General features: G+C 66.7%; 19 protein-coding genes and 3 pseudogenes. 12 read left to right on the top strand and 10 right to left on the bottom strand.

What is annotated here, in order from left to right; translation table 11 throughout:
- Window positions 1-302 precede the first annotated feature (302 nt).
- The 4 genes from ACWDO5_RS27860 to ACWDO5_RS27845 form a co-directional block, all read right to left on the bottom strand.
- Window positions 303-1,628, bottom strand: a complete 1,326-nt coding sequence (locus ACWDO5_RS27860; RefSeq protein WP_450533114.1) for an MFS transporter — start codon at window positions 1,626-1,628, stop codon at window positions 303-305.
- 437 nt (window positions 1,629-2,065) lie between these two features.
- Window positions 2,066-2,851: an SDR family oxidoreductase gene (locus ACWDO5_RS27855; protein ID WP_450533113.1), complete on the bottom strand. Its 786-nt coding sequence runs from the start codon at window positions 2,849-2,851 to the stop codon at window positions 2,066-2,068.
- A gap of 51 nt (window positions 2,852-2,902) precedes the next feature.
- Window positions 2,903-4,141, bottom strand: a complete 1,239-nt coding sequence (locus tag ACWDO5_RS27850; protein WP_450533111.1) for an MFS transporter — start codon at window positions 4,139-4,141, stop codon at window positions 2,903-2,905.
- A complete protein-coding gene (locus ACWDO5_RS27845; RefSeq protein ID WP_450533109.1) occupies window positions 4,138-5,154 on the bottom strand; it encodes a glutamate cyclase domain-containing protein in 1,017 nt (338 codons plus the stop codon). Before ACWDO5_RS27845 ends, ACWDO5_RS27850 begins: the two co-directional genes overlap by 4 nt.
- Before the next feature lie 312 nt (window positions 5,155-5,466).
- Here ACWDO5_RS27845 and ACWDO5_RS27840 point away from each other — a divergent pair, with 312 nt between their 5' ends.
- From ACWDO5_RS27840 to ACWDO5_RS27810, 7 genes are all read left to right on the top strand, one after another.
- Entirely contained in the window at window positions 5,467-6,135 is a 669-nt protein-coding gene (locus tag ACWDO5_RS27840) for a GntR family transcriptional regulator (RefSeq protein ID WP_450533108.1), read from the top strand.
- Window positions 6,136-6,338: 203 nt separating this feature from the next.
- The gene (locus ACWDO5_RS27835; RefSeq protein ID WP_450533107.1) at window positions 6,339-7,190 is read left to right on the top strand and encodes a fumarylacetoacetate hydrolase family protein; all 852 of its coding nucleotides are present in this window, start codon (window positions 6,339-6,341) and stop codon (window positions 7,188-7,190) included.
- Window positions 7,191-7,195: 5 nt separating this feature from the next.
- Window positions 7,196-8,485 carry an alanine racemase gene (locus ACWDO5_RS27830; RefSeq protein WP_450533105.1) on the top strand — a complete coding sequence of 430 codons (1,290 nt, stop codon included), beginning with the start codon at window positions 7,196-7,198 and terminating at the stop codon, window positions 8,483-8,485.
- 44 nt (window positions 8,486-8,529) lie between these two features.
- Complete coding sequence (locus tag ACWDO5_RS27825) at window positions 8,530-8,910, top strand: RidA family protein (RefSeq protein WP_450533104.1); 381 nt, start codon at window positions 8,530-8,532, stop codon at window positions 8,908-8,910.
- Between the two features lie 28 nt (window positions 8,911-8,938).
- Window positions 8,939-9,853 carry a polysaccharide deacetylase family protein gene (locus ACWDO5_RS27820; RefSeq protein ID WP_450533103.1) on the top strand — a complete coding sequence of 305 codons (915 nt, stop codon included), beginning with the start codon at window positions 8,939-8,941 and terminating at the stop codon, window positions 9,851-9,853.
- A 237-nt stretch (window positions 9,854-10,090) separates the two neighbouring features.
- Complete coding sequence (locus ACWDO5_RS27815) at window positions 10,091-10,192, top strand: hypothetical protein (RefSeq protein ID WP_450533102.1); 102 nt, start codon at window positions 10,091-10,093, stop codon at window positions 10,190-10,192.
- Window positions 10,193-10,852: 660 nt separating this feature from the next.
- A complete protein-coding gene (locus tag ACWDO5_RS27810; RefSeq protein WP_450533101.1) occupies window positions 10,853-11,413 on the top strand; it encodes a hypothetical protein in 561 nt (186 codons plus the stop codon).
- A 148-nt stretch (window positions 11,414-11,561) separates the two neighbouring features.
- On the opposite strand, the gene ACWDO5_RS27805 is transcribed toward ACWDO5_RS27810, so the two are convergent.
- A complete protein-coding gene (locus tag ACWDO5_RS27805; protein ID WP_450533100.1) occupies window positions 11,562-11,807 on the bottom strand; it encodes a hypothetical protein in 246 nt (81 codons plus the stop codon).
- A gap of 352 nt (window positions 11,808-12,159) precedes the next feature.
- Window positions 12,160-12,591 carry a VOC family protein gene (locus ACWDO5_RS27800; RefSeq protein WP_450533099.1) on the bottom strand — a complete coding sequence of 144 codons (432 nt, stop codon included), beginning with the start codon at window positions 12,589-12,591 and terminating at the stop codon, window positions 12,160-12,162.
- Window positions 12,592-12,683: 92 nt separating this feature from the next.
- Here ACWDO5_RS27800 and ACWDO5_RS27795 point away from each other — a divergent pair, with 92 nt between their 5' ends.
- Complete coding sequence (locus tag ACWDO5_RS27795; protein ID WP_450533098.1) at window positions 12,684-13,355, top strand: GntR family transcriptional regulator; 672 nt, start codon at window positions 12,684-12,686, stop codon at window positions 13,353-13,355.
- Between the two features lie 152 nt (window positions 13,356-13,507).
- Here ACWDO5_RS27795 and ACWDO5_RS27790 read toward each other — a convergent pair.
- Window positions 13,508-13,937: pseudogene (locus tag ACWDO5_RS27790) on the bottom strand (transposase); the annotation flags it as partial.
- 496 nt (window positions 13,938-14,433) lie between these two features.
- Between ACWDO5_RS27790 and ACWDO5_RS27785 the strand changes: the two are divergent.
- Window positions 14,434-15,395 (top strand): annotated as a pseudogene (locus tag ACWDO5_RS27785) (transposase).
- Window positions 15,396-15,520: 125 nt separating this feature from the next.
- Here the strand turns inward: ACWDO5_RS27785 and ACWDO5_RS27780 are convergent.
- A complete protein-coding gene (locus tag ACWDO5_RS27780; RefSeq protein WP_450533097.1) occupies window positions 15,521-15,967 on the bottom strand; it encodes an anthrone oxygenase family protein in 447 nt (148 codons plus the stop codon).
- 91 nt (window positions 15,968-16,058) lie between these two features.
- On the opposite strand from ACWDO5_RS27780, the gene ACWDO5_RS27775 reads away from it, so the two are divergent.
- Window positions 16,059-16,637, top strand: a complete 579-nt coding sequence (locus ACWDO5_RS27775) for a TetR/AcrR family transcriptional regulator (RefSeq protein ID WP_450533096.1) — start codon at window positions 16,059-16,061, stop codon at window positions 16,635-16,637.
- Window positions 16,638-16,921: 284 nt separating this feature from the next.
- Window positions 16,922-17,841 (top strand): annotated as a pseudogene (locus ACWDO5_RS27770) (IS630 family transposase); the annotation flags it as partial.
- Between the two features lie 25 nt (window positions 17,842-17,866).
- On the opposite strand, the gene ACWDO5_RS27765 reads toward ACWDO5_RS27770, so the two are convergent.
- Window positions 17,867-19,282: an alpha-L-fucosidase gene (locus ACWDO5_RS27765; protein WP_450533095.1), complete on the bottom strand. Its 1,416-nt coding sequence runs from the start codon at window positions 19,280-19,282 to the stop codon at window positions 17,867-17,869.
- Window positions 19,283-19,747: 465 nt separating this feature from the next.
- On the bottom strand, window positions 19,748-22,261 hold the full coding sequence (locus ACWDO5_RS27760; protein ID WP_450533094.1) for a Helicase associated domain protein: 2,514 nt from the start codon (window positions 22,259-22,261) through the stop codon (window positions 19,748-19,750).
- 414 nt (window positions 22,262-22,675) lie between these two features.
- Here ACWDO5_RS27760 and ACWDO5_RS27755 point away from each other — a divergent pair, with 414 nt between their 5' ends.
- Window positions 22,676-22,960, top strand: coding sequence for a DUF6221 family protein (locus tag ACWDO5_RS27755; protein ID WP_450533093.1), 285 nt, complete (start codon window positions 22,676-22,678; stop codon window positions 22,958-22,960).
- Window positions 22,961-23,367: the final 407 nt, after the last annotated feature.

The following is a 23,367-nucleotide window of genomic DNA, read 5'->3' as shown; positions in this document are numbered from 1 at the left end:
CGGCTCGAAGCCACCGCCGGCGTGGTGGACGGGCGGGCCGCCATGGACGCGGGTTTCGATGGGGAAGTCGGGGTCGGCTGCCTTGCCGCAGGTGGCCGGTGGCCGGGGACGGGCCGACGAGCTGAACACTGGATGCCCGTAATTCGGCCGTTCCCGTGTACTTCCGGAGGCGGCTGATGCCGGCTGAGGTCGAACGCCCAGCGGAAGCTTTGCCGACATCCCGCCGCTTGCCGTTTCCCTTCAAATAACGACACAGGCGCTTTGCGCAGACTTGGGCCGCGATATGTGCAGCGCCGTCGATTTCAGCGGTTCACCCTTTCGGCAGGAAGTAGATGAGTAAGGATCGCGCCGACCACAAGCACGCCGCTCAGTATATAGAAGCCGAGCGCAGTACCGCCGCTCAGAGTCTGCGACAGCCCGATCAAGTACGGGCTGACAAATCCGCCCAGATTCCCAAGTGCGTTAATACCTGCGATCCCTGCCGCAGCTGCGACACCGGTGAAGAATGCAGGCGGCACGTTCCAGCAAAGTGCCGCGACGGTATAGGCGCCAGCACCCGCCACGCAGAGAGCAGCTATCGAGGCTATCGTGCTGCTGCCGCCCAGTGCCGCACTCGTCGAGATCCCGGCTGCGGTCACGCAGAATGGCACGCTGAGATGCCATTTCCTTTCATGTCGCCGATCGGAGCTTCGGCTCACGAATATCATGGCGATAATCCCGCATGCGTAGGGGGCCGCAGTGACGACTCCGGTCATAAGAGTGCCGTCGACCCCCGCGTTTTTTACTAGGGTGGGAAGCCAGAACGACAGCCCGTACAAACCCATGGATTGCGCAAACACTAGCGCGACTAGCAAGATCATGTATTTATCTCTTACCAGCTCGCTAAGTGAATGCGAGGCGAACGACTTCTTTAGTTCGCGGTCCCTTTTCACCTCTCCGAGAACGAGACCTTTCTCGCGCTCCGTCAGCCACTTGGCCTCCTGTGGCGTGTCCGTAAGAAGCCAGATTACCGCGATACCGAGGATTATCGACGGTATGCCTTCAATGAGAAACAGCCATTGCCAACCTGACAGCCCGCCGACATGGTCAAAGGACCCAAGGATCCAGCCGCCCAGCGGTGCTCCAACTAGACCGGACACGGGTTGAGCAAGAATAAAAATTCCAATCGCCCGTGCCCGCATATCAGAAGGGAACCAGTAGGTTAGGTACAGGATGACTCCAGGGAAGAACCCGGCCTCGCAGGCGCCTAGGAGGAGTCTCAAGGCGTAAAACTCAGCCGGGTTTTCAACGAACATGAAACATGCCGAGACTATCCCCCATAGCACCATAATGCGAGAGATGGTCTTTTTCGCACCTATCTTGTGCATGTAAAGGTTGCTCGGCACCTCGAACAACACGTAACCTATAAAGAAAAGCCCTGCACCAAGACCGAAGGCTGCATCGCTGAGACCTAGCTCGTCGTTCATCTGGAGCTTGGCGATCCCAACATTTGTGCGATCAAGGAATGCTAGAAAATAACAGACGATGATCAGCGGGAACAGGCGCCAGGATACCTTTCTGTAGATCCTTTCCTTCCATTCGCCTTCGGTTTTTGCGGATTCGTTTTGCGCCAGCTCGTCAAGGTTCATTTACACCACTCCATTTCTAGCAGTATTCATGGATCGGTTCAGAGATGGCGGTCCGGATGTATCACGCGGACGGCCTACGGTGTGCCGGTCGTAAGCCTTGTCCGGTGGCCCCGTTTAGGCGTACAGAAACACGGCGGAGTTCGTCGACGGAGGTTGTGACACCGGCATCGGCATCGCGGGTGCGAGCCCGATGCCGGATGAGCACGGATGAGCGAGATCGTGGCCGAGCTGGCGGCGAACGTGTGGAATATCGTGGCCGTGCCGGGTGACCGTGTTCAGGCCGGGGACACTGTCATTCTGGAGTTGATGAAGATGGGGATCCCCGTTGCCGAGCAACCGGGTGTGGCACACCACCCCGCACTGTCATCGCGGTGGTCCGGCCCGCGGGGAGCGAACGACAGCGCGTCCATCCCATGTTCGCGGCAGCGTCCCGTCCGTCACACATTCGGAATCAGCCCGCCGTCGACGCGCAGGATGGAGCCGGTGATGTACGAGGCGCGCGCGCTGGCCAGAAACGCGACGGCGTCGGCGTATTCGCGGGGATCGCCGTAGCGCCCGGCCGGGATCGAGTTGGTGCTCTCTTTCGCCACGTCCTCCGGGGACCGGCCTTCGCGCTGGCCCTTGGCCTGGTCGAGGAACCTGATGCGGTCGGTCCCGATCCGGCCGGGCACGACGATGTTGGCGGTTACGCCGTCGCGGGCGACTTCGCGCGCCAGTGTCTTGGACCAGCCGAGCAGGCTTGAGCGCAGCGCGTTGGAGATTCCCAGATTCGGAATCGGTGTCACCACACCGGACGAGGTGCTGGTGATCACTCGGCCCCAACCGCGCTCGCGCATTCCGGGCAGCACCCGGTCGGTGATCGCGATCACCGACAACACCATGGAGTGGAACTGCGCGGACCACAGTTGCTGTGGCTGGCCGGCGACCGGGGTCGGCGGCGGGCCGCCGGTGATGTTGACGAGCACGTCGACCGGGCCGAGTCCCGCTTCGATCGCGGCGACGTGCGAATCGATCGCGTCGAGATCGCCGAGATCCCACTTCAGTGCGAGCGAGTCGGTTCCGATATCAGCCAGTCGCGCGCTTACTTGTTCCAGCGCGTCCTCGCTGACGTCGGCGACGGCGATCTTCGCTCCCTCGGTGGCGAGGGTGGTGGCGATCGTCCTTCCGAGGCCGCCTCCACCGCCGAGAACCAGCGCGACCTTGTCACGCAAGCCCAGATCCACGATTAGTTTCCTCCTTGATGTTGTACTGCGGTGGTTGTTCGCGGGCGGTTGTCAGGTCAGTTCGGAGCCCTTGCGTTCGGGGGTGAGGAATAGGGCCAGCATGTTGATCACATAGAGTCCGGCGAACATGGTCAGCGCGGTGACGAACCCGCTGGTGCCGACGATCAGTCCTACGATCCAGGGTGCGAATCCACCGCTGCATCGGCCGATGTTGTAGATGACGTTGATCGCGGTGGCGCGTGCTTTGGTGGGGAAGGACTCGCTGATCAGGGCGCCGTAGCCACCGACGGTTCCGTTGACGAACAGGCCCATGACGGCTCCACCGACGAGCAGGCCGGTGGGGCTGGTCAGGTGGGCGTAGACCGGCACGGAAATGGCGGAGCCGACGAAGAACAGCAGGAAGGCCGGTCGACGACCGAACCGATCTGCCAGCCGTCCGAAGACGTAGATTCCGACGATCATTCCGCCGACGGTGACGGCGGTCCACAATCCTGATTTGGTGATGGAGTAGTGGAACTGATTGGACAGGTAGAAGGGCAGCCAGCTCATCAGCCCGTAGTAGCCCCAGTTGTGCACCGAGGTCAGCACGATGAGGCCCACGGTGGACCGGGTGGACCCCCGGTCGGCGAACAGCGCTCGGATCGGGGACTGCCGACGGGTGCCGGTCTGGGCGACCTTGGTGAACTTGCTGGGCTCGTGCAGCCGCCGCCGGTACACGAAGGCGATCACCGCGGGAATGACGCCGATGGCGAACATCAGCCGCCAGCCGCCGAGGGGGAGTACGACTGCGGAGATGAACGCGGCCAGCAGAACTCCGACCTGCCCTCCGATGCCGACCCACGACGTGGCCTGTGCGCGTTTCGCGGCGGGAAAGGCTTCGGCGCCCAGTGCCATGCCGATGCCGAACTCGCCGCCGAGACCGATTCCGGCCAGGAAGCGGAACACGAGCGTCACCTCGTAGTTCCACGCCAGCGCGGTCAGGCCGGTGAAGATCGCGAAGACGAGAATGGACCACGTGAGCACCCGTACCCGGCCCAGATAGTCGGCCAGTACACCGAAGATGAGGCCGCCGACGACCGCCCCTACCAGGGTGAGGGTGGTCAGCAGGCCGGCCTGTGCTGTGCTGAGCGCGAACGTCGCGGTGATCGCGGCCAGACAGAAGCTGAGAATGAGATTGTCGAAGCCGTCCAGTGCGTAGCCGACGGCGGACGCGAAGACCGCTTTCCGTCCGTAACTACCTGCTGGTTTTGTGGTGGAGCCACCGGTGGCTGTTTCAGCTATGTCGGTCACTGCGATCTCCTGGAGGGGGTCGTGTCGTGCGCAACAGCCGAGTCTGGGGCGGGGGCTTTCAGCTGATATTGGGCGGCGACTCCGGAAATGAGGTCGGCATGCGCCGCGACATAACGGGTGGGGATGCCGTCGTCGCCCGCGAACGCCGGGTCGTCGATGCCCCCGCTGCGCAGACCAGACCGGAGGCCCAGTTCGATCCACGCGCGCACCTGGTCGCCAGAGACGGTGAGGTCGGTTCGGCCGGATAGGACGGCCAGTGCCGCGGTGAGGGCATAGCAGCCGAGATTGGACACGGAAGCGGGGAGGATCAGGTCGCACGGCGTTGCGGCGAAGATGCCGCCACCGCAGGGGCAGCCGCAGGACTGGCCACGGGGCGCGGCGCTGGCCAACGAGACGGGTATCTTTCCAAAACCGATCTCGTTGCCGTTGTCGCCCACGGCGAGGGTCATCGCACCGGCTTCGGTGGCCGCGAGGATGTAGTCATCGGCGTACGGGTCGCCGGTTTCGCAGGGTGTGCCCCAGACCAGATGGCGCACACCCTTGCTGTTGCGACTGAGCTTTTCGATCGCCACCACGAGACCGAACTCGCGGGCGAAGCCGCGGGCCTGTTCAACCGTGGCGAAATCCCCCGCCCGCACGGCGATGCCCTCCACCGGCGTGATGTCGAGCAGGGCGCGGAGGGTGGGGACGACCTCGACGTCGGCCAGGATGGTCACGGGGTAGCCGAGCAGCGTCAGCGCGCGGCCCAGCGCGATCGATCCCAGTGGCCCATCGATCTCTCCGTTGGGAAAGCGATGCGGCTCGACCAGTCCCGTCACGATCAGCACGCGGCTGCCCGCGGCGGACAGCATCGCCTGCGCCAGTTGGTAGGTCAGGGGCGGGTCGTCGGGCGAGCGCAGCAGGCCGTACAGCGCTCCGACCACGCCCGCGGGACTGGCCGGGGGCCGCATCTCGGCCAGTGCCAGCCGATCAAGGCTTTCGAACTCGGGGAAACGCTCGGGTTTGGGGTGCACGGGGGGTGTCCCTTCCGGGGCGGCATGGACTTCGCCGACGGCGGTGCTGGCACGCCAGGTTGAGCCAGGACGCCGGCTGCGGTGCAAGATTTCGTGTACCGTATATGGACAGTCCCGGGCGGTCAACCAGTCGAGATCTTCTGTGGCGGTGCGGGGGCAGAAAACAGCACTTGGGCTGGGAAGATCTGGCGATCGAGGGCTTGACCGAGTGTCGAAATACCGTATACCGTCTTGCCCGGTAATCCACAGTGATCGGCCGGTCCTGAAGTCAGATGGGGGTCGGTTTTTACGTATACGAGATACGATTTGGGTATGTTTACGACAGGCCTTCCTCCGCTGGCCCCCAGGGCCGAGAACCTCACCGAAGTGGTCTTCGAGGCCATTCGGGACGGCATCGTCGACAAAGTGCTGACCCCGGGGGCTCGCGTCAGCGAAGCCAAGGTGGCGTCGCAGCTCAACGTGAGCAAGACGCCCGTGCGGGAGGCGCTGCTGCGATTGCGTCAGATTGGGCTGGTCGAACCCGCCGAACGAGGGTTGACGGTCATTCGACCGTCAGTGAAGGCCATTCGGGATGCCTACGAATTCCGGGCGGGCATCGAACGGACGGCCGCCCAGTACGCTGCCCACCGGGCAACCACCGAGGAACACGAGCGCATGTTGGAGATAGCGCGCACCTCACTGAAGTACGCCCAGGCTCGGGACGGGGCACTTTTCCGGCAGTACGACCGAGAGTTCCACGAGGCGATGGCTTGCTGCGCGCGCAACGCGGTCCTGGAACAGGCGGTCAAGGACTCACTCGTGCTCACATCGGCCCTGCGTGAGCGGGATGTCCCTGCCTCGGGCGACTCCGTGACCTGCGCCCAGGAGCACATCCACATCGCACAGGCCATCCGGGTCGGCGACGCGGAAACCGCCGCCCGCAAGGCGGCGGACCACATCCACCATGTGATGGCCATGGTGCTGGCCGCCCAGCCCGTGTAAGCCGAGCCCGGCGGGACGGAGCTGAGCGACTAACAGGCCGCGAGCGCTACCCGAACCCGTGCAGACCGGAAGGGCTGTCGGGAAATCCCCCGGATTCCGCCCCTCCGCTGACCACGACGCGGACAGCGGAATCCGCCGTCCAATGATGCCCGGCGACACGGTTCGGCCAGCAGCGACCACCGCTAACAACGAGGAGAAAACCTGTGCGGATAGCCACTGTTGGCGGACCCGGCGGCGACCGCCCTGTGCTGGTCGACGGAAGCCGCGGCCTCGCATTCGGCGACGAGCTCGACCTCACTTTCCGCGGCGACGCGATGGCACTGCTCGACGACGACGTGTACCGCAGGCTGGCGGCCCGTGCGGCCACCGCGGGCGACGAGGTGTTTCACCCCGCGGACTCCGGGCTGTTCACGGCCCCGTACCGCTCGCCCCGCAAGATCTGGGGCATCGGGCTGAACTACCGTGACCACGCTGGCGACCTGTCCGAGTCCGTTCCCGAGGAGCCGGCGTCGTTCATAAAGGGCGACCACACGATCATCGGTCCCGGCGACACCATCCTGCTGCCCGAGCAGAGCGAACGGGTCACCGCGGAAGCCGAAATCGGCCTGGTCATCGGGAAGTACTGCCGCAACGTGTCCGAGGACGAGGCGTTGGACCACGTTTGGGGCGTGTGCCCCATCCTGGACCAGACCGCCGAGGACATCCTGCAGCGCAACCCCCGCTTTCTGACCCGGTCGAAGAACTTTCCCACGTTCTTCTCGTTCGGCCCCACCATCGTGCCGATGCGGGAACTGCGCCAGCGGTTCGGCTCGATCGAGGACATCACCGTCAGCACCGTCAAGAACGGTGAAGAACTGCGCACCAACACAGTGGCTCGTATGACCTTCGCCCCGTCGGCGCTGGTCAGTTTCCACAGCAAGGTCATGCCGCTGTTCCCCGGGGACATCATCTCCACCGGGACGCCGGGCGCCGTGGTGCTCGACGACGGCGACATCGTCGAATGCCGTATCCCCGGTATCGGCAGCCTGATCAACCACGTTCGGCGAGAGGGGTAATGACCATGGATTACCAGCGACTGAGCAAGCTCGGCAACGAGATCATCGACCACCGGTACAAGGGAATCCCGCTCGGGGCCGAGGTGCGGCTGGCCGAACTGGGCAAGCAGGGCTGGAACGTCGCCCGCGGTGATCTGGCGCTGCCGATCACGACACTGCGCGCCGACGCGCTTGAGCACAACATCAACGCCATGGCTGCCTACTGCGCCCGCAACAACGTCCTGCTGGCACCGCACGGCAAGACCACGATGGCGCCCCAACTCCTCCAGCGGCAGCTCGACGCGGGCGCGTGGGGCATCACCGCGGCGACCCCGTCGCAGGCGGCGATCATGCGTGACTTCGGCGTGCCGCGGATTCTGCTGGCCAACGAACTCGTGGACGCCGCCGCGCTGCGCTGGGTCGCGCACCAGCTTGAGGCCGACCCGTCGTTCGAGTTCTACTGCCTGGTCGACGACCCGGCCACCGTGGCGCTGATGGACAACGCGCTCGACGGCACCGCCCGCTCCCGGAAGCTTCCGGTGCTCGTCGAAGCCGGGATCAAGGGCGGTCGCAGCGGCGTCCGGTCCGACGACCAGGCCCTCGCCGTCGCCGAGGCCGTCGCCGCCTCCCGACACCTGGCCCTTGCCGGCGTCGAGACCTACGAGGGTCCTGCCGCAGGCGGCGCCGACGGACGGGACCTCACCGCCATCGACGCCCTGCTCGACTGGGTACGGCGACTGGTCGTCAGCTTCGCTCAACGCGACCTGTTCGACGCCTCGACCATCACGGTCACCGCCGGTGGCAGCGCCTACTTCGACCGTGTCGTGGCCAAACTGAGTGGCTGGAGCGAGGTCGCCGCTCCCGTGCGGCTCGTCCTGCGCAGCGGCTGCTACCTCTCCCACGACGCGGGCAAGTACCAGGCACTCTCGCCACTGGACGGCCGCCGCGGACCCGACGAGCCGCTGTTTCTCCAGGACGCGCTGCAGGCATGGGCCATGGTGCTGTCACGGCCCGAGCCGGGACTTGTCATTCTGGGCACGGGCAAGCGCGACATTCCCTACGACGTGGAACTCCCCAAGCCGCTGCTTGCCTACCGCCGCGACGGTTCCGTTATCGAACTGCGCCAGCTGGGCGCGATCGGAAAAGTCATGGATCAACACGCCTTCATGACCGTTGACCCCGAGGTCGACCTCGCGCCCGGCGACATCGTGACGCTCGCCCTTTCGCATCCCTGCACGGCGTTCGACAAGATCCGGCTACTGCCGATCATCGACCAGGACCACAACGTCGTCGACGGGGTCCTGACCTCTTTCTGAGACACCACACCGAGAACCGACACTTCCCGTCGACGGAGGCTGACATGACACGCATCGCTGGCAACCCGGCATCCGGCCCACCCTCGGGCGGCCCCTACTCACCGAGCGTGCGCATCGGTGCCATGGTGGCCGTCGCCGGTCAGTGCGGCTACCGGCCGGACCGCAGCCTTGTCGAAGGACTTGCGGCGCAGACGCGGCTGGCGTTGGAGAATCTGCGTGACGCGCTCGCCGCCAGCGGCGGCACCTTGGATGACGTGTTGAGCGTGGACGTCTTCCTGACAGATCAGGAAGATTTCGCCAGCATGAACGCGGTCTACGCCGATTTCTTCACCGAGCCCTATCCGGCACGCACCACGACCTACGTCGGTCTACGCCCCGGTGTGCTGGTCGAGATCAACGCTCTGGCCGTCCTCGGTGCCGCGTGAGTTCCACCAGCAACTCCCCGGAGGGCGCGTGAGCAGTAACGAGCAAACCCAACCCTGGCAGTGGGACGAGTCCACCTGGCGCGGACACGTCGACCGCATCAGGGCTGGGCGATCGCTGCGGCCCGATGCCTGGCCGAACGGCGCGCGCGTCGCGGTCGCGCTCTCGTTCGACTCCGACCACGAGACAGGGGTACTGCGCGACGGTGAGGTGCTGCCGGGAAAGCTCGCACAGGGCGAATACGGAGCCCGGGTCGGGGTGCCGCGCATCCTTGATCTGCTCGACCGCTACCAGGCTCCGGCCAGCTTCTTCGTCCCGGCGGTGTCGGCGCTACTGCACGACGGCGAGGTGCGGTCCTGCGTCGACCGTGGCCACGAGGTGGCGCTACACGGTTGGATCCATGAGCGGAACACGCTGCTGGACGGCGCCGACGAGCGGGAACTGGCCTTTCGCGCCGCGGACGTCCTGGAGCGGCTCACCGGCGTGCGCCCGGTGGGCATCCGCACGCCGTCGTGGGATTTCTCGGCGAACACCCTCCAGATCATCCGCGAGCTCGGCCTAAGCTACGACTCCTCGCTGATGGCCGATGACGACCCGTACGAGATCGTGGCGGACGGGCAGCCGACCGGGGTGGCCGAGATACCCGTCGAATGGATCAGGGACGACGGACCGTATCTCATCATGGACCGCTTCACCTCGGTGCGGCCCTACACACCGCCGCGCGCGGTGCTGTCGATCTGGCGTGACGAGTTCGACCAAGCCTGTGCCGAGGGCGGTCTTTTCCAGCTGACCATGCATCCGCACATCATCGGCCACCGCTCGCGACTCGTGGTGCTGGCGGAGTTGCTCGACCACATCACCTCCCGATCCGACGTCTGGTTCGCCACCCATGCACAGGTGGCCGAGTACGTGCTCGCGGCGGCAGCGGAACGGGAGAAACCGTGAGGTCGTCCGACCCGTTCCGCACCATACCCTGGCTCATCCACACAAAGCGGATGGTGGGGTACGGAAGGACGGAAACTGATGACGCGACACGCAATGACCATTGCGCCTGGCACTCACGGCGATATGGCGCCCTACACCGGTGTCGGCGCATGGTTGCACCAAGGCGGATACCGGGTCCCGTCGCCGCGGACACGGCGTTCGACCAACTGGTGACCGCGGGAGGAGAAGATTCGGATCGTGTTGTCGGTCCTGTCCGCTGAGGTGACGGTCGGGGAAGCGGCACGCCGGAACAAGACGTCGCAGACCTCGGTCGCGAAGTGGCGGGACCAGTTCCTGTAGTCCGGGAAGGCCGGCCTGGCCGCCTGGCCGCCGGGGCGCCTCGAGCCGGGAGGCGATGCTCGAGGAGCAGATCGAGGGACCTCAGGGCCGCGCTGGGTGAGGCGCATGTCGGGCTGCGGGTGTGGAGGAAGTCGGCCGAGGGCCGCCTGGCCCTTCGAGGACCTCACAAGGTGATCCGAATGCAAGCGGCGATGCCGACGTCGAGTGTCGGTGTTCGCCTGAAAGTACCAGCCCGGTACACGCGAGCGAACGTGCACAGCGAGCCATACGCCGCAGCGCCGGGGCCACAACCGATAGCCAGCCCGGTCTGGGCCAGTGCTCGCCGTCAAGGGTGGGGCGGAAGCCCATCGCGCCGCGACGCCCGCAGGGCGCCCTTGACGGCGAGCACTGGCCCGCACACTTGAGGCGCGGTTGGCCCCGGCGCCCCCACCAGCACAAACGGTTGTGGAGGCTGTGGATCTCGGCTGTACCTACCTGTGCACATGGCGTACGCCGTCATCGCGGTTCTGCCAGTTGATCGGCATCCCGCGCCGCGCCTGTGTCCGCTGGCCGCTGTCCGCTGGCCGCTGTCCGCTGGCCGCTGTCCGCTGGCCGCTGTCCGCTGGCAGTTCCGCGCCCGCACCGGCGCTACGACGGTGAAGGGGGCCGTGGCCGGCTCCGGTGGTCAATGCAATCGAGCCGATCGTCGCGAAGTACGCCGGCGACCGGCCGGCCTGGGGCCACCGCAAACTTCACTGGCTCATGTGGGCCGACGGCCACGAGGTATCGGCCTCGTCGGTCGAACGCGCCCTGCGCAGACGGGATCTGTTCCAGACCGTCGGCTACCGGGGCGAGCGGCGCGAACTCGCCAAGGCCCGCAAGGCCGCCTTCACCGCCCACGCGCTCGGACGAGGTGTGGCAGCGGGACTTAACGAGACCACCAAGGGCGGCGCCTGGCGCCTGACCGGGGTGACCGACTGCTTCACCAAGGTCGAGCACGGCTGGCACATCAGCCCCTCGGGCACCGGCGCGGACCCCATCGCGGCCGTGGAGATCGCGATCACTACCGCCTGGAGATCGAGGGCTTCCCCCGCCTCGCCCGCGAGGCGGAGTACTAACGGCACGTCTTCAACCACAGCCGCCCGTACGAGGCCCTCGCCGGCCACCGCCCGATCGAGGTCTACCAGGACCCGACCCTGCACCCCCAACTTTCAAACCAAGATCACTGAGCCAAGAGCTTGACGCGGCACAAGTCTTTTCCGAGTGATTTCGGGGCGGTTTTGTGGTGGGTGTGGTGATCGCCGGGGTGGCCGTCCCGGTGGCGGGGTCTCCCAGCTCCTTGTTCGTGGGCGGGCAGGGCAGCGTTGGTGGTCAGGTCCGTAGGCAAGCATCAGCTCGCCCTGGCCTGGGCGGCGAACTCGACACCGTCTACGCCTACTCCTTCATCGCCATCAACGAGCCCATCGACCTGGATGACGAGATCACCGAGGCGGCCCGGATCGAAGAACTTTCCGAGATACCGCGGGACGGAGCCGGGCTGAACCACCTGCCCCTCCGGGGTGCACGCGGTGAACGCGGTCTGGCGGTGGGGAGCCCTGCTTGCCTGCAACATCAGCGCCTGGCTGCAGATGATCACCCCGCTCGGTGTGGCCCGCGCTGCATCGCCACCGCCCGCCGCCTACTCATCACCGCGCCGCCCGCCTGATCAGCACCGGTCGTCTCACACCGCTGCGCTTCGCCCCCACGGCGCACGAACTGATCGCCGCCATCCTGGCCCGCTTCCGCCGCCTCAAGCACCTGCTGTCCGCTTGACCCGCCCCGCCAGGGCGACCCGCCCCGGCAGGGCCCGACCCACCCGATCCGCCGTGGAAAGCCGTCTCCCCGGCACGACAGCCGGGCTGTCGGCCTGCCAACCCGCCACAGCCCAGCACCAGATCACCCGTCTACCGCGAACCTGACCATGTACCGGCCACTACCTGCGGATTCGGTCAGGCGGCGAAGACCTGCGAGTCGTCGGCGAACGCCTTGAACTCCAGTGCGTTGGCCGCCGGGTCCAGCAGGAACATCGTCCACTGCTCGCCCGTCTGGCCCTCGAAGCGCACGTAGGGCTCGATGACGAACTCGGTCCCCGCCGCGCGCAGGCGGTCGGCGAGCTTGTGGAACTCCGGGACGGTAAGGATCAGGCCGAAGTGCGGCACGGGCACGTCGTGGCCGTCGACGGGGTTGCGTATCCCCTTCGAGCGGCCCGGCGCCAGGTGCGTGACGAACTGGTGGCCGTGCAGGTTCCAGTCCACCCAGGTCTCCGCGCTCCGGCCCTCCTCCAGGCCGAGCACTCCGCCGTAGAAGCGGCGCGCGGCCTGGATGTCGTCGACAGGCATGGCCAGGTGGAACCGCGGGATGGGGGAGTCGAGCATGGTCATGGGACGTGGGCCACCTTCCTGAGGGGGGACGAGCCCGGCACCCGCCGGGCCCTGGCTGGATGTTAACATTTAGACAATCGAGGGAGGCGAGAGTGACGGGTGAACAGAGCAGGGTGCCGCCCGCTCGCCGCCGGGGGCTGGCCGAGGAGGTCGCGGACCGCATCCGGGAGGCCATCTTCGCTGGGGTCTACGCCCCCGGGGCGCAGCTGCGCGAGGTAGAGCTGTCCGATGCGCTGGACGTCAGCCGCGGCCCGGTGCGCGAGGCGCTGCTCCGGCTGGAACGCGAGGGCCTGGTCCGCAGCGCATGGCACCGCGGCGCCACGGTGACCACGCTGTCCCCTCAGGACGCCGCCGAACTCGATAGTCTGCGCGGCGCACTGGAGCAGCTCGCCGTCCAGCAGGCGGTCGCCCACGCCTCGGACGAGGACATCGCAGCCGTCGAGAAGGCGGCCGAGCGCATGGAGCGCGCCGAGGACGAGCATGCGATGGTGCGCTGCGACATTGCATTCCACGACGCTGTCTACACCGCCGCCCGGCACCGGCGCCTGCAGGAGGCGTGGCAGGCGATCCGCTCCCAGGTCCACCTGTTCCTGCTGACCCGGATCGGCGTCAGCGCCGAGGGCTACCTTTCCCACATCCCAGGCGAGCACCGCGAACTCGTCGCCGCCCTTCGCGCCCACGACACCGAGACCGCACTGGAGCTCTTCGCCGCCCACCGACGCCACGCCTTCGACGTGCTCACCGGCACCACCGCTGCGAGCTGACCGGCAGGTAGTACTAACAGGCCTAGGAGGGCTTTGTTAGGTGGTGTCGTAGGGCTGCCAGGGGGTGGGTTGTCGGCAGGTGGGGCAGGTGGGGCAGGTGCCGGTCCAGGTGGCCAGGAGGTGTTGGAGCAGGTCCAGGGTCTGGTAGAGGGTCAGGCCCTGGCAGGGGCTTTTGGGCAGGTTCGCTGTTCGGTCAGGAACAGGTGGGCGGCGGTGACGAGGGGGACGTGTCGGTGCCGGCCGGCGAACGAGCGGCCTTCGAAGTGGTCGAGTCCGAGGGTGGTTTTCAGCTCGCGGTAGTCGTGTTCGATGCGCCAGCCTAATTTTGCGATCCGGACCAGATCGCGGGCGGGGATGTCGGCGGGCAGGTTGGATATCCAGTACTTGACCGGTTCGTTCTCGTCTTCGGGCCATTGGGCGATCAGCCGCCGCAGCCCGATGACGCCGTTGGGGGGCGGGTTTGGGGCGGCGTCCGGCGAGCTGGACCCGCAGGAACACGAAGCGGGAGGTCATCGCGGCTTTGGAGCCGTTGCTCCAGGTGACGGTCATGGCTCGGTCGCGTCCGGCGGCCAGGACAGGGTCATGGTGGGCAATAGCGGTCAGGCTGCCGGAGTTGGTGCAGCGTCAACCGCGTGTATGCGCCGTTTCGTCGGGGGGCGTGCCATGGGTGAGTGGCGAACGAGAAGCAGAGGACTGGGAGACCTGGCAGATCCGTGGCCACAACGTTGAGGGGCTGAACCGCATCCCCCACTGGCTGGACCGTGGCTGAAGCGCCGGAGATTCCCGCTGGAGCCTCTTTGGAGCGAGTGCGAGACGTGGTCGACGCGTCGTACCCGGACCACTCTCGGCACAAGCGAGCGAGTCATGCCAGCAGTCTGTTCTGCTTCCTCACCCGCATCCAGCCGGGAGACGCGGTCGCCATCGCCTCAGCGCAGTACCCGGAGGTTCACCTGGGTGAGGTGACCGGGCCCGCCTACTACGACAGCTCCGAAGGCCGAGAACTAGGGCGCGTATCGGGTCGTGATCAATGAGCGGGTTCTCCCCTCGTGCTGATCTTCGATCCGGTAGATCGTCTTGCGTGACGCGTGCGCAGCTGACCGATGTGGAGTGGGAGTTCATCGAGCCGTACCTGCCGATCGGCGAGTATGGCCCGCACCCCGAGCGGTTGCGCCAGCAGTTCGAGGGCGTGGTCTGGCGGTTCAGGACCGGCGGGCAGTGGCGGGAGATGCCGCAGGAATTCGGTGCCTGGTCGACAGTGTCCAATCGTTTCCGGCAGTGGCGTGACGCCGGCGTGTTCGAGGCCCTGCTGGAGGGCCTGATCGCGGAGGCCGCGAAGCGGGGTGAGGTGGATCTGTCGCTGGTCAGTATCGACTCCACCACCGTGCGGGCCCATCACGATGCCGCCGGGATGCACACGAGCCAGGACGTGCTCGCCGCTTTGGAGAAGGCTGCCGCCGAAGAGGAGGAGGCCAGGTCAAAGGGGGCGGTCCCGAGGGACGAAGCGGGCAGGACGGTGGTGTCGATCCCGAGCGGGACGAGCGGCGAGGCGTCCGGCGCCGGCGCAGGGTCCGGCTGAAGGCCGCTCTGCTGGGGCGCTCACGGGGCGGGCAGGCCGCCGACGGCCCGCAGTTCATCCCCGTACTGGACAAGGTGCGCGTCCGCGGGCCCGTCGGCCGCCCCCGCACCCGCCCGGATGCGGTCGCCGGGGACAAGGCGTACTCGTCCCGTGGCAACCGCGCCCACCTGCGCAGGCGCGGCATCAAGGCCGTCATCCCGGAGAAACGGGACCAGGCCGCCAACCGGAAGAGGAAGGGCCGCAAAGGGGGACGCCCCGTCGACCACGACGCCGAGCTCTACGAGGAGAGGAACACCGTCGAGCGCCTGATCAACAAGCTCAAGGCGTGGCGGGGCATCGCGACCCGCTACGACAAGACCCCGGAAAGTTACCTCGCCGGGCTTCAGCTGCGTGCCTCGGTGATCTGGATCAAAGACCTCACCCGAACCAGAGCCGGGAGCCGCGCAGGTCATCGAGGGGCGTAGCTTGTCGGGATCGCAGTTGTGGGCTCTCATCGGCAGTCGCATTCCCGGATGTCGGGATTTCGGTGGCCTGCTGCCGCCCGGGGAGTGGGGATTGTGCGCCGCCAGCGTGGTGTCGGCCCGCGGGCTCAGGCGAGGGCGGCGACGAGCAGGGTGAAGGCGGCGATGATGACGGCGACGCGGACGTAGTGGAAGCGGTCCCAGCGGTTCATCTGCTGCTTCCAGTCGGCGGGCCGATTCTCGGGGGTCCATGTCTTGCCCCGGTTGTTGATCGGGACGAGCAGCAGGAGCGACATGATCACGCTGAGGATCAGCAGCGCGCCGGCGGTGACGGCGAGGCCGGCGCCGTCGTGGTGCCATCCGGCGATGGCCCAGACCGCGACGAGGACGAGCGAGCCGATGTACCAGACCGGCATCAGGGCGCCGAGCATCCGGCCCCCGTGGGCGCGGCCGAGTTGGCCACTGTCCTCGGGGAGTGCGTTGAGGATCGGGTTGATGACGAAGGCGACGGAGAACTCCACCCCCACCATCAGGCCGACGACCACGGTGGTGAAGACCTCGAGTGCGTTGAGCATGATGACCCCTCCTGGCATCTAGTGTTGCTAGCCGATGAGGCAACGCTAGTACTGCTGCCGCTCACTTGTCTAGCGATGCTAGGATCGAATCATGTCGGTACAGGAACGCAAGCAGCGCGAACGGGCGGGCCGCGAGCGCCTCATCGTGGCGACAGCCCGCGAACTCGCCGAGCAGCAGGGCTGGGACGCGGTCACCACCCGCCGGCTCGCCGAGCGCATCGAATACAGCCAGCCCGTCCTCTATAGCCACTTCCGCGGCAAGCGCGAGATCATCGGCGCCGTCGCCCTCGAGGGCGCCGCCGAGATGGCCGTGGCGCTGCGGGCCGCGACCTCCGCCGCAGACGGCCCCCGCACCCGGGTCACCGCCCTCGCCCGCACCTACCTCGAGTTCGCCGAACGCAACCCGGCGGTCTACGACGCCATGTTCCAGCTCGACGGCGGCCTGGCGTTCGCGAACGAGGACACCCCACAACCTCTGCAGGACGCCTTCGCCGCCCTGCTGGAGACTCTCGGCGAGGTCGCCGGCGACGGCGTCCACCCGGGACTGTTCACCGAGGTGTTCTGGGCGGCCCTACACGGGCTGGCCACCCTGACCCGGGCGGGACGGCTGCCGCCTGGAGACGCCGAGCGGAGGGTGGAACTGCTGGTGGACCGGCTCGCCATGGTCTGACACACCGTCCCGGCGGGCACGCAGTCGGGGTCCTCGGGCCCCGTTGCCTGCCTGCGGCATCGCTTCCGGTCACTCGCGCCCACACGGCGCAGCCGCAGATCGCCGGGCCCCGTACCCCAGACGGGCACCCGCCCCGCAAGCTGCGATGATCATTGATCACGACCCGATACGCGCCCTAGGGCGTGTGTGATGTCGTGATCAATCGGCTGCTCGTAAGAGGTCGTCGAGCCAGATCATCGGGGCGCGCAGTTCGAGGCCGGCGAGGTAGCTCTCGGGTGTCTTGTCGAAGCGTGTGGCGATGCCGCGCCAGTCCTTCAGCCGGACCTCGCGCTGCGCTCGAAGATCGTGCTACGCGCCGGCCGCCCTCGATCCTTCTTGACCAGGTCGAAGACGTCATCGTGGCAACCCTGGAGTCCACGCCGGGCGAGGACACGCACTGGTCACGGGCCTCGATGGCCGAGCGCACCGGCCTGTCGAAGTCGACCATCGGCCGGATCTGGAAGAGGTTCGATCTCAAGCCGCATCTGCAGGATTCCTTCAAGCTCTCCACCGATCCGCAGTTCGTGGAGAAGGTCGTCGACGTCGTCGGCCTGTACCACAACCCGCCGGAGAAGGCGGTGGTGCTGTGCGTGGACGAGAAGAGCCAGATCCAGGCGCTGGACCGCTCGCAGCCGGTGCTGCCGATGATGCCGGGCATGTCCGAGCGGCGCACCCACGACTACTTGCGGCACGGCATCACCAGCCTGTTCGCCGCCTTCAACATGCCGATGGCACCGTCATCGGCGAACTTCACCGCCGCCACCGGGCTGTCGAGTTCAAGAAGTTCCTGGTCACGATAGACAAAGCGGTGCCCGCCGAATTGGATGTGCACCTGGTGTGCGACATCTACGCCACCCACAACACCCCCGGGATCAAGGCGTGGCTGGCCAGGCATCCGCGGTTCCACGTGCACTTCACCCCGACCGGCTCCTCATGGATCAACCAAGTCGAGCGCTGGTTCGGCCTGCTGACCGACAAGCTCATCCGCCGCGGCGTCCACACCTCCGTGAAAGCCCTGGAGACCGACATAAAGGCATGGATCGCCGCCTGGAACCAGAACCCCAGGCCGTTCACCTGGACCAAGACCGCTGACGAGATCCTCAACTCCCTCACCGACTACCTGGCCAAGGTCGGGACGGACCACCAGAAGACCGAGCAGAACTAACCAGCAGAATTGCGAGCGTACGGCACTAGGCCGTGTGCCGCTCCACGCGGAATTCGATGGTGTGGACCGGCTGACCGCTCCGAGCCGCGGCGGGCACTTCGACCTCGACCACGTCTCCCTGGCGCCGGCACACGAGCCGGCCGGGGTAACCGAGGAGCCGGACCTGGTCGCCCTGACGCATGGCGGGCAGGTCGGAGACCGGCAGCGTGACCGTGGACCCCGGCTGGGAGAGTAGCAGCGCGAACACGCGGTCACCGCTGTCTTTTGCGGTGTACCTGACCTCGACGCCTTCGCTGGTCTTGCCGCGCTGCACCTTCCAGATCCTGGTTCCGTGGATGGCGTCGCCGTTGACGTCCATCCAACTTCCCAGTCCACGCAGCAGGTTCACCTGGATGTCATTGATGGTGCCGTCTGCACGCGGACCCACGTTGAGGAGTAGGTTTCCCCAGTTGGCGACGTTGTCAACAAACATGCGGACCAGCTCATCGACCGTCATGTAGTCCTCCGGCGGCTCGTTCCCGTTGAAGCCGAAGGATCGTCCGCAGCCGCGGGTGTTCTCCCACTTGTGGACGGCCGTCTGTCCAGCGTTGTAGTCGTACTCCTGGGTGTAGAAGTCGCCGTGCTTGCTCCGCACCTGACCGAGCCGGTCGTTGACGAGCACCTGCCGCCGCTGGGCCAGTGAGCGGTTGTAGTACCAGGCCACGAACTCCTTGGTGTGGTAGGTCTCCGGGGGCGCCATCCAGTCGCCGTCCAGCCAGAGCATCTCGGTGCCGATGTCCTCTACCAGCTCGCGCATCTGGGGCAGCATCCACTCCTGGACGTACTTCTCGGAGAGGTAGTCGGGGTGGGGGGCGTCGTACTGCGGGGCGTAGTAGTTGAGCAGTTGGTGGTACGACGGTGCGTAGTGCATCTTCTGCGCGCGGACGGCCGCACCAAGATCGGCGAGGATGTTGCGCTTCGGGCCCATCTTGGTGGCGTTCCACTCCGTCGTCCGGGTGTTCCAGAGCGGGAAGCCGTCGTGGTGCTCACCTACGGGCACGACGTATCCGGCACCGGCCGACTTGAACAGGTCCGCCCACTCCTCGGGGTCCCACTTCTCCGCGCGGAACATCGGGATGAAGTCCCGGTACTTGAAGTCGGCGCCGTAGGTCCTTCGGTGGTACTCGTAGGTGGGGTTCCCGGGGACGCGCATGTTGGACGGATACCACTCGGCGTACTGTCCACGCGGCGCCCACGCCGGCACGGAGAACACGCCCCAGTGCAGGAAGATGCCGAGCTTGGCGTCGTCGTACCAGGCCGGGAGCGGGTGGCTGTCGAGCGACTCCCAGGTCGGTTCGTAGACGTTTGCCTCGGCCGACGTGGCCGCGAAGGCGCGAGGGGATTGTAGCGACGCGACGCCGGCGACGGCTGCTGCGCCGACGAGCAGGGACCGGCGGGTCATGGTGAGGGGCTGGGACTGAGACTGACGCTTCGACAAGAGAACTCTCCGGGGTAGTCATCCGATGTTCTTCTTGGGGTGGTCGCTCGATGTGGCACTCGCGACCGGCCCGGGCGGCGCCAAACTGCCGCCCATCCTGGTCCGCCACGGCAAGGGAGTCAAGGGTTGTGAGGGCTGTCTGGAAGAGACATCCAATGTCTCTCATGGCTTCTCTTCGGCCGCAGTTAGAGCGGCGCCGTTGCGTTAACGGATCGGCGGACGTGTTGAACCTGGGTCGGGTTCGCGATCAGATCGCTTGGGCGAGTTCGGTGAACGCCGCGGCGACCCGCGTGGTCGGCGGGGTGTCGATGGCGAGTTCGTAGTGTCCGCGTCGGAGGTTATGCATGAATGCGTGTCCTGCGGTGATCACCTGTGCTGTCTTGTCCGTTCGTAGTCCGCGCATCGGTCTCAACCGGTGTTTCAGCTGGCCTACGTCCAGCGCATGCCGATGTTGGACAGTTGCTCGACCCGCTCTGGGGTCAGCGATGCTGCACGCGAGCGCTGATTGCCCACCCACGCACCGAGGCGGACCTCGCGCTGTTCCTGGTCCTCGCCGTCGCCGCCGACTGCGATCGTCTCCACATGCTTGCGTGGGACGTGGAGGTGACCTTCCCGCAGGTAGTACTGTGTGGCGGCGGTGAGGTTGAGCGCCCATTTGTCGGCCTGGCTGGTGCGTGGTTTCGGCTTTTCGTCCTCACCGGCGGGCTCGATCCCCAGGACCTGCTCCAGCATCCACTGCTGGACGGTGGTGAGTTTGTCCCATCCGAGGCGTTGCACCTGGACCCACCGCCCGAGTTCTTCGCCTTGGCGTACGACGTCGCCTGGCGCGGTGGGCAGTGTCCCTCCGGTCTCGAGGTGCTGCCGGGTGAGGTGGAACGCGCGTTGCCATGTCACCGGCCAGGCCGGGCACCATGAGGGGTCGATGTCTTCCAGCTGTTCGCGTCGTTCGGCCGAGAGTGCTCCGGCCGTCGACTGGACGGGTAGTCCCTGGGTACGCCGCTGCTCGATCTCCATCGCCCTCCGGGCGGCGGCCCGTGCGTTCTTCAACCAGATGCCCACTGCTGCCCCCTGGTAGGTGGCGTCCAGCGGCGCCAGGAGGTGGCCGTTTTCGGCAGCCCACCCACGGGCCGCAGCCAGGCCCTCGTCCCAGGCGACGTCGAAATGGCTCCAGATCATGCCCAGTTTCTCCAGCTGGGCGACGCGGTCGTCGTCCATGGTGCCGCGGGCGTAGAAGCGCCTTGCGTCGGCGGTCCACTGGCCCAAGGGGAATCCGGCGAGCGAGGCCGGCCACCCCTCGGCCTCGGCCTCCCGGCCCGAGGGGACTCGGTACGTGAACGGGACCTTCAGGTCGCCGTGTTCGCGGGTGTAGATGACGGCGGCCTCCACGCCGCGCCGCCAGTGTTCGTGTTCGGGGTTGAGGACGCGCAGGTTGATGAACGCCGCCAGCGCGGCGGGGTCGCGCGGCGTGGAGAACTTCAGCAGCGCCTTGGCGGGAGCACTGACGCCGGCCCATGCTGCTCCCGGCTCTTCGCTCTCACCACTTGCCTCGCGGCCTTTGGGAGAGTGGCTGGGGGCCTGCTGCTCGGCAAGCTGCTCCACGATCCGGGCGTCGTGCGCCCGCAGGGCTTCCAGGAGCTTGGCGAGCCCGCCGAAGGCGCGGCTCGTGAGCATGTTGTCCGGCGTCTCGCCGGGCCCGAGCAGGATCGGCACGACCAGCGAGGCGACCTTTCCCTCGCCCGGGTGCATCCGCAGCGCCCGCCCCACGGCCTGGACCAGATCAGGCATGGCCCCCCGCACATCCGCCCAGTACACGGAGTCGCAGTTTCGGGTGTCCACTCCTTCACCGAGGACCTTCACGGACCCCAGGTAGCCCTTCTCCACCACCGTGCCGTCGGTGGCGATCCCGTCGGCGAACTCGTCGAGGACGCGGCGCCGGTGGAGCGGCTTGTGTTCGCCGCACAGCCAGTTGGCCCAGATCGTGCGCGGGTACAGCTCCGGATCCGCTGCGTGCAGCTGCGCGGCGACGTCCGGGAGGCCGGCCGCGAAGGCTTCGGCTTCCTTGACGAGGAGGTGGAACACGAGCGTGCGCCGGAAGTTCTCCTCCGCTGAGGCCTTCACCAGTGCGGTCTGCAGGGCGGCGAGCCGGGCTCCGCGCATCTCGTCCGTACGGCCCTCGGCGCTCAGGAGCAGCGCGGCCTGGAAGCTCGTGTCGGTCACGTCGACGCATACGACCTGGTAGGGGGCGCAGATGCCCCGGTCGATCGCCTCCGAGAGCGTCAGCGTGTAACAGCGGCTGCCGAACGGGCCGTCCGGGTCGTCGTCCATGCTCGCGACCAGCTCGCCCGGCGCGCCCTGTTCCTGGTCGTCGTCCCCGAGCTGCCACAGCCGAGGGGTGGCCGTCATGTAGAGGCGGCGCAGGGAGGGGATCTCCTGGTTGTCGTGGACGACCGCCCAGGGTTTGCCGATCCGCCCGGAGGTGCGGTGCGCCTCATCGACCACGATCAGGTCCCAGCCCGCAAGGCCGGCCTGGTGCGCGCGCTCCAACGTGCCCAGTCCCAGAGACGCGTACGTGGCGAAGACCGTGACCTTGTCCAGGTGGCGAGTCCACTCCACCAGCTCGTCCACGTCCGTGGTGTTGGGGAAGGGCACCTCCTCACCCCGCAGGGAGGAGACCCCGATCATCGGGCCCGTGCGGCCTCCCTCGCGCCACGCGGCCTCAGTCTGGGCGAGCAGGTCCAGCGAGGGTACGAGGACCAGCACACGGCCCGCGTGGAGCTCCTCCGCACTGCGGACCGCCACGAGGCTCTTCCCGGATCCGGTGGCCATGATCACCTGAGTCCGCAGTCCTCGCTCGGGCACAAGTGATCTTGCAGGCAGTTCGAGAGCACGAAGTACCGCGTCAACGGCTTCCCTCTGGTGAGAGCGGAGTTCCTTCGCTGCCATATCCGATCTGCCTTCTCCTGGTGGCCACCCGGTCGATACGAGCGGCAGGAAACTGGAAACCTGCACGTAGAGGAGCCATGACGGCTACCGTCGGACTGCCGGGACCGGCTGCCCACTCTTGGCACTGGCGGGGCTCCGATTGATCTCGATAAAACCTTCGAACGCTCCGAAGCGGTGTCCTCTAAATCCAGAGTCTATCCCGATTCATAGAATGAAGCAGCAGAGAATGAAAGAGATTCCGTCTATCGCGGCTCGATACGGGCAGGGGTGGAGCGCGTCGGAGACCTGCCGGGAGTGCGCGGAGCCCCCCGGCCCGCTCCCCACTTGGTTCGGGTCACCCCCCGTGCGGGCGTCAACATCTGACGCCTGGTCTGGCAGGTGGTGGTCCAAGCGGTAAGCGTGGATGATTCACCCATGTCTGGTGATCTTGTTTCATTTCTGCGGGCGCGTTTGAATGCCGATGAGCACGAGGTCGTATACATCACGTCACGTCATCCAAAAGATCCTGATGTGGTTTTGGGCAGCACGGTCCCGATGCTTGACATGGTGAACGTGGTCATCAACCGGTATGCCGAGGCTGCGGGTGATGATGGGACTGGATTGAGCCGCGGGAGAAAGGAAGGCCTGGGGCTTGCTGTCCGTCTGATTGCCCAGGCTTATCACGAGCACCCCGACTACCGGTCCGAGTGGCGCCCGTAGACGGGGACTTGCACAACGGCAAGCTCCCGGTCTGGGTGGCCGGCCCTCGCGTTCCTTTTCTCGTCATCCCCCCTCGTTGCGGCTCCTATTGCTGCCGGACCGTCAGGCCGGTGGCGGAGCGCGGCACGCCTGCTGTGCGGGAGTGAGGGGGTGGCTGGAGCGCAGCGGAGGCCACCGGGCCCGCAACGCGGGTTGCCCGCCCCGCAGTTGGCCCTGGAGCGAAGCGGAGGGGCCGGGGCGGTGAGCGAAGCGCTCCGCTTCGCTCACGCGAAGCGTGAGCGCAACCACCGCGCGAAGCGCGGTGGTTCGTTTGTGTGTGCTGCCCAACCCCTGGGTTACCGGCGGTGAGAGTTGTGAACTGGCCCTGGCCCTGTGGGTGATGGGCGAGTCCGACCGGGCGCTGGAGA

This window comes from Streptomyces sp. NPDC000880, from assembly GCF_053599675.1.
This window is presented reverse-complemented; position numbering and strand designations above follow the sequence as displayed.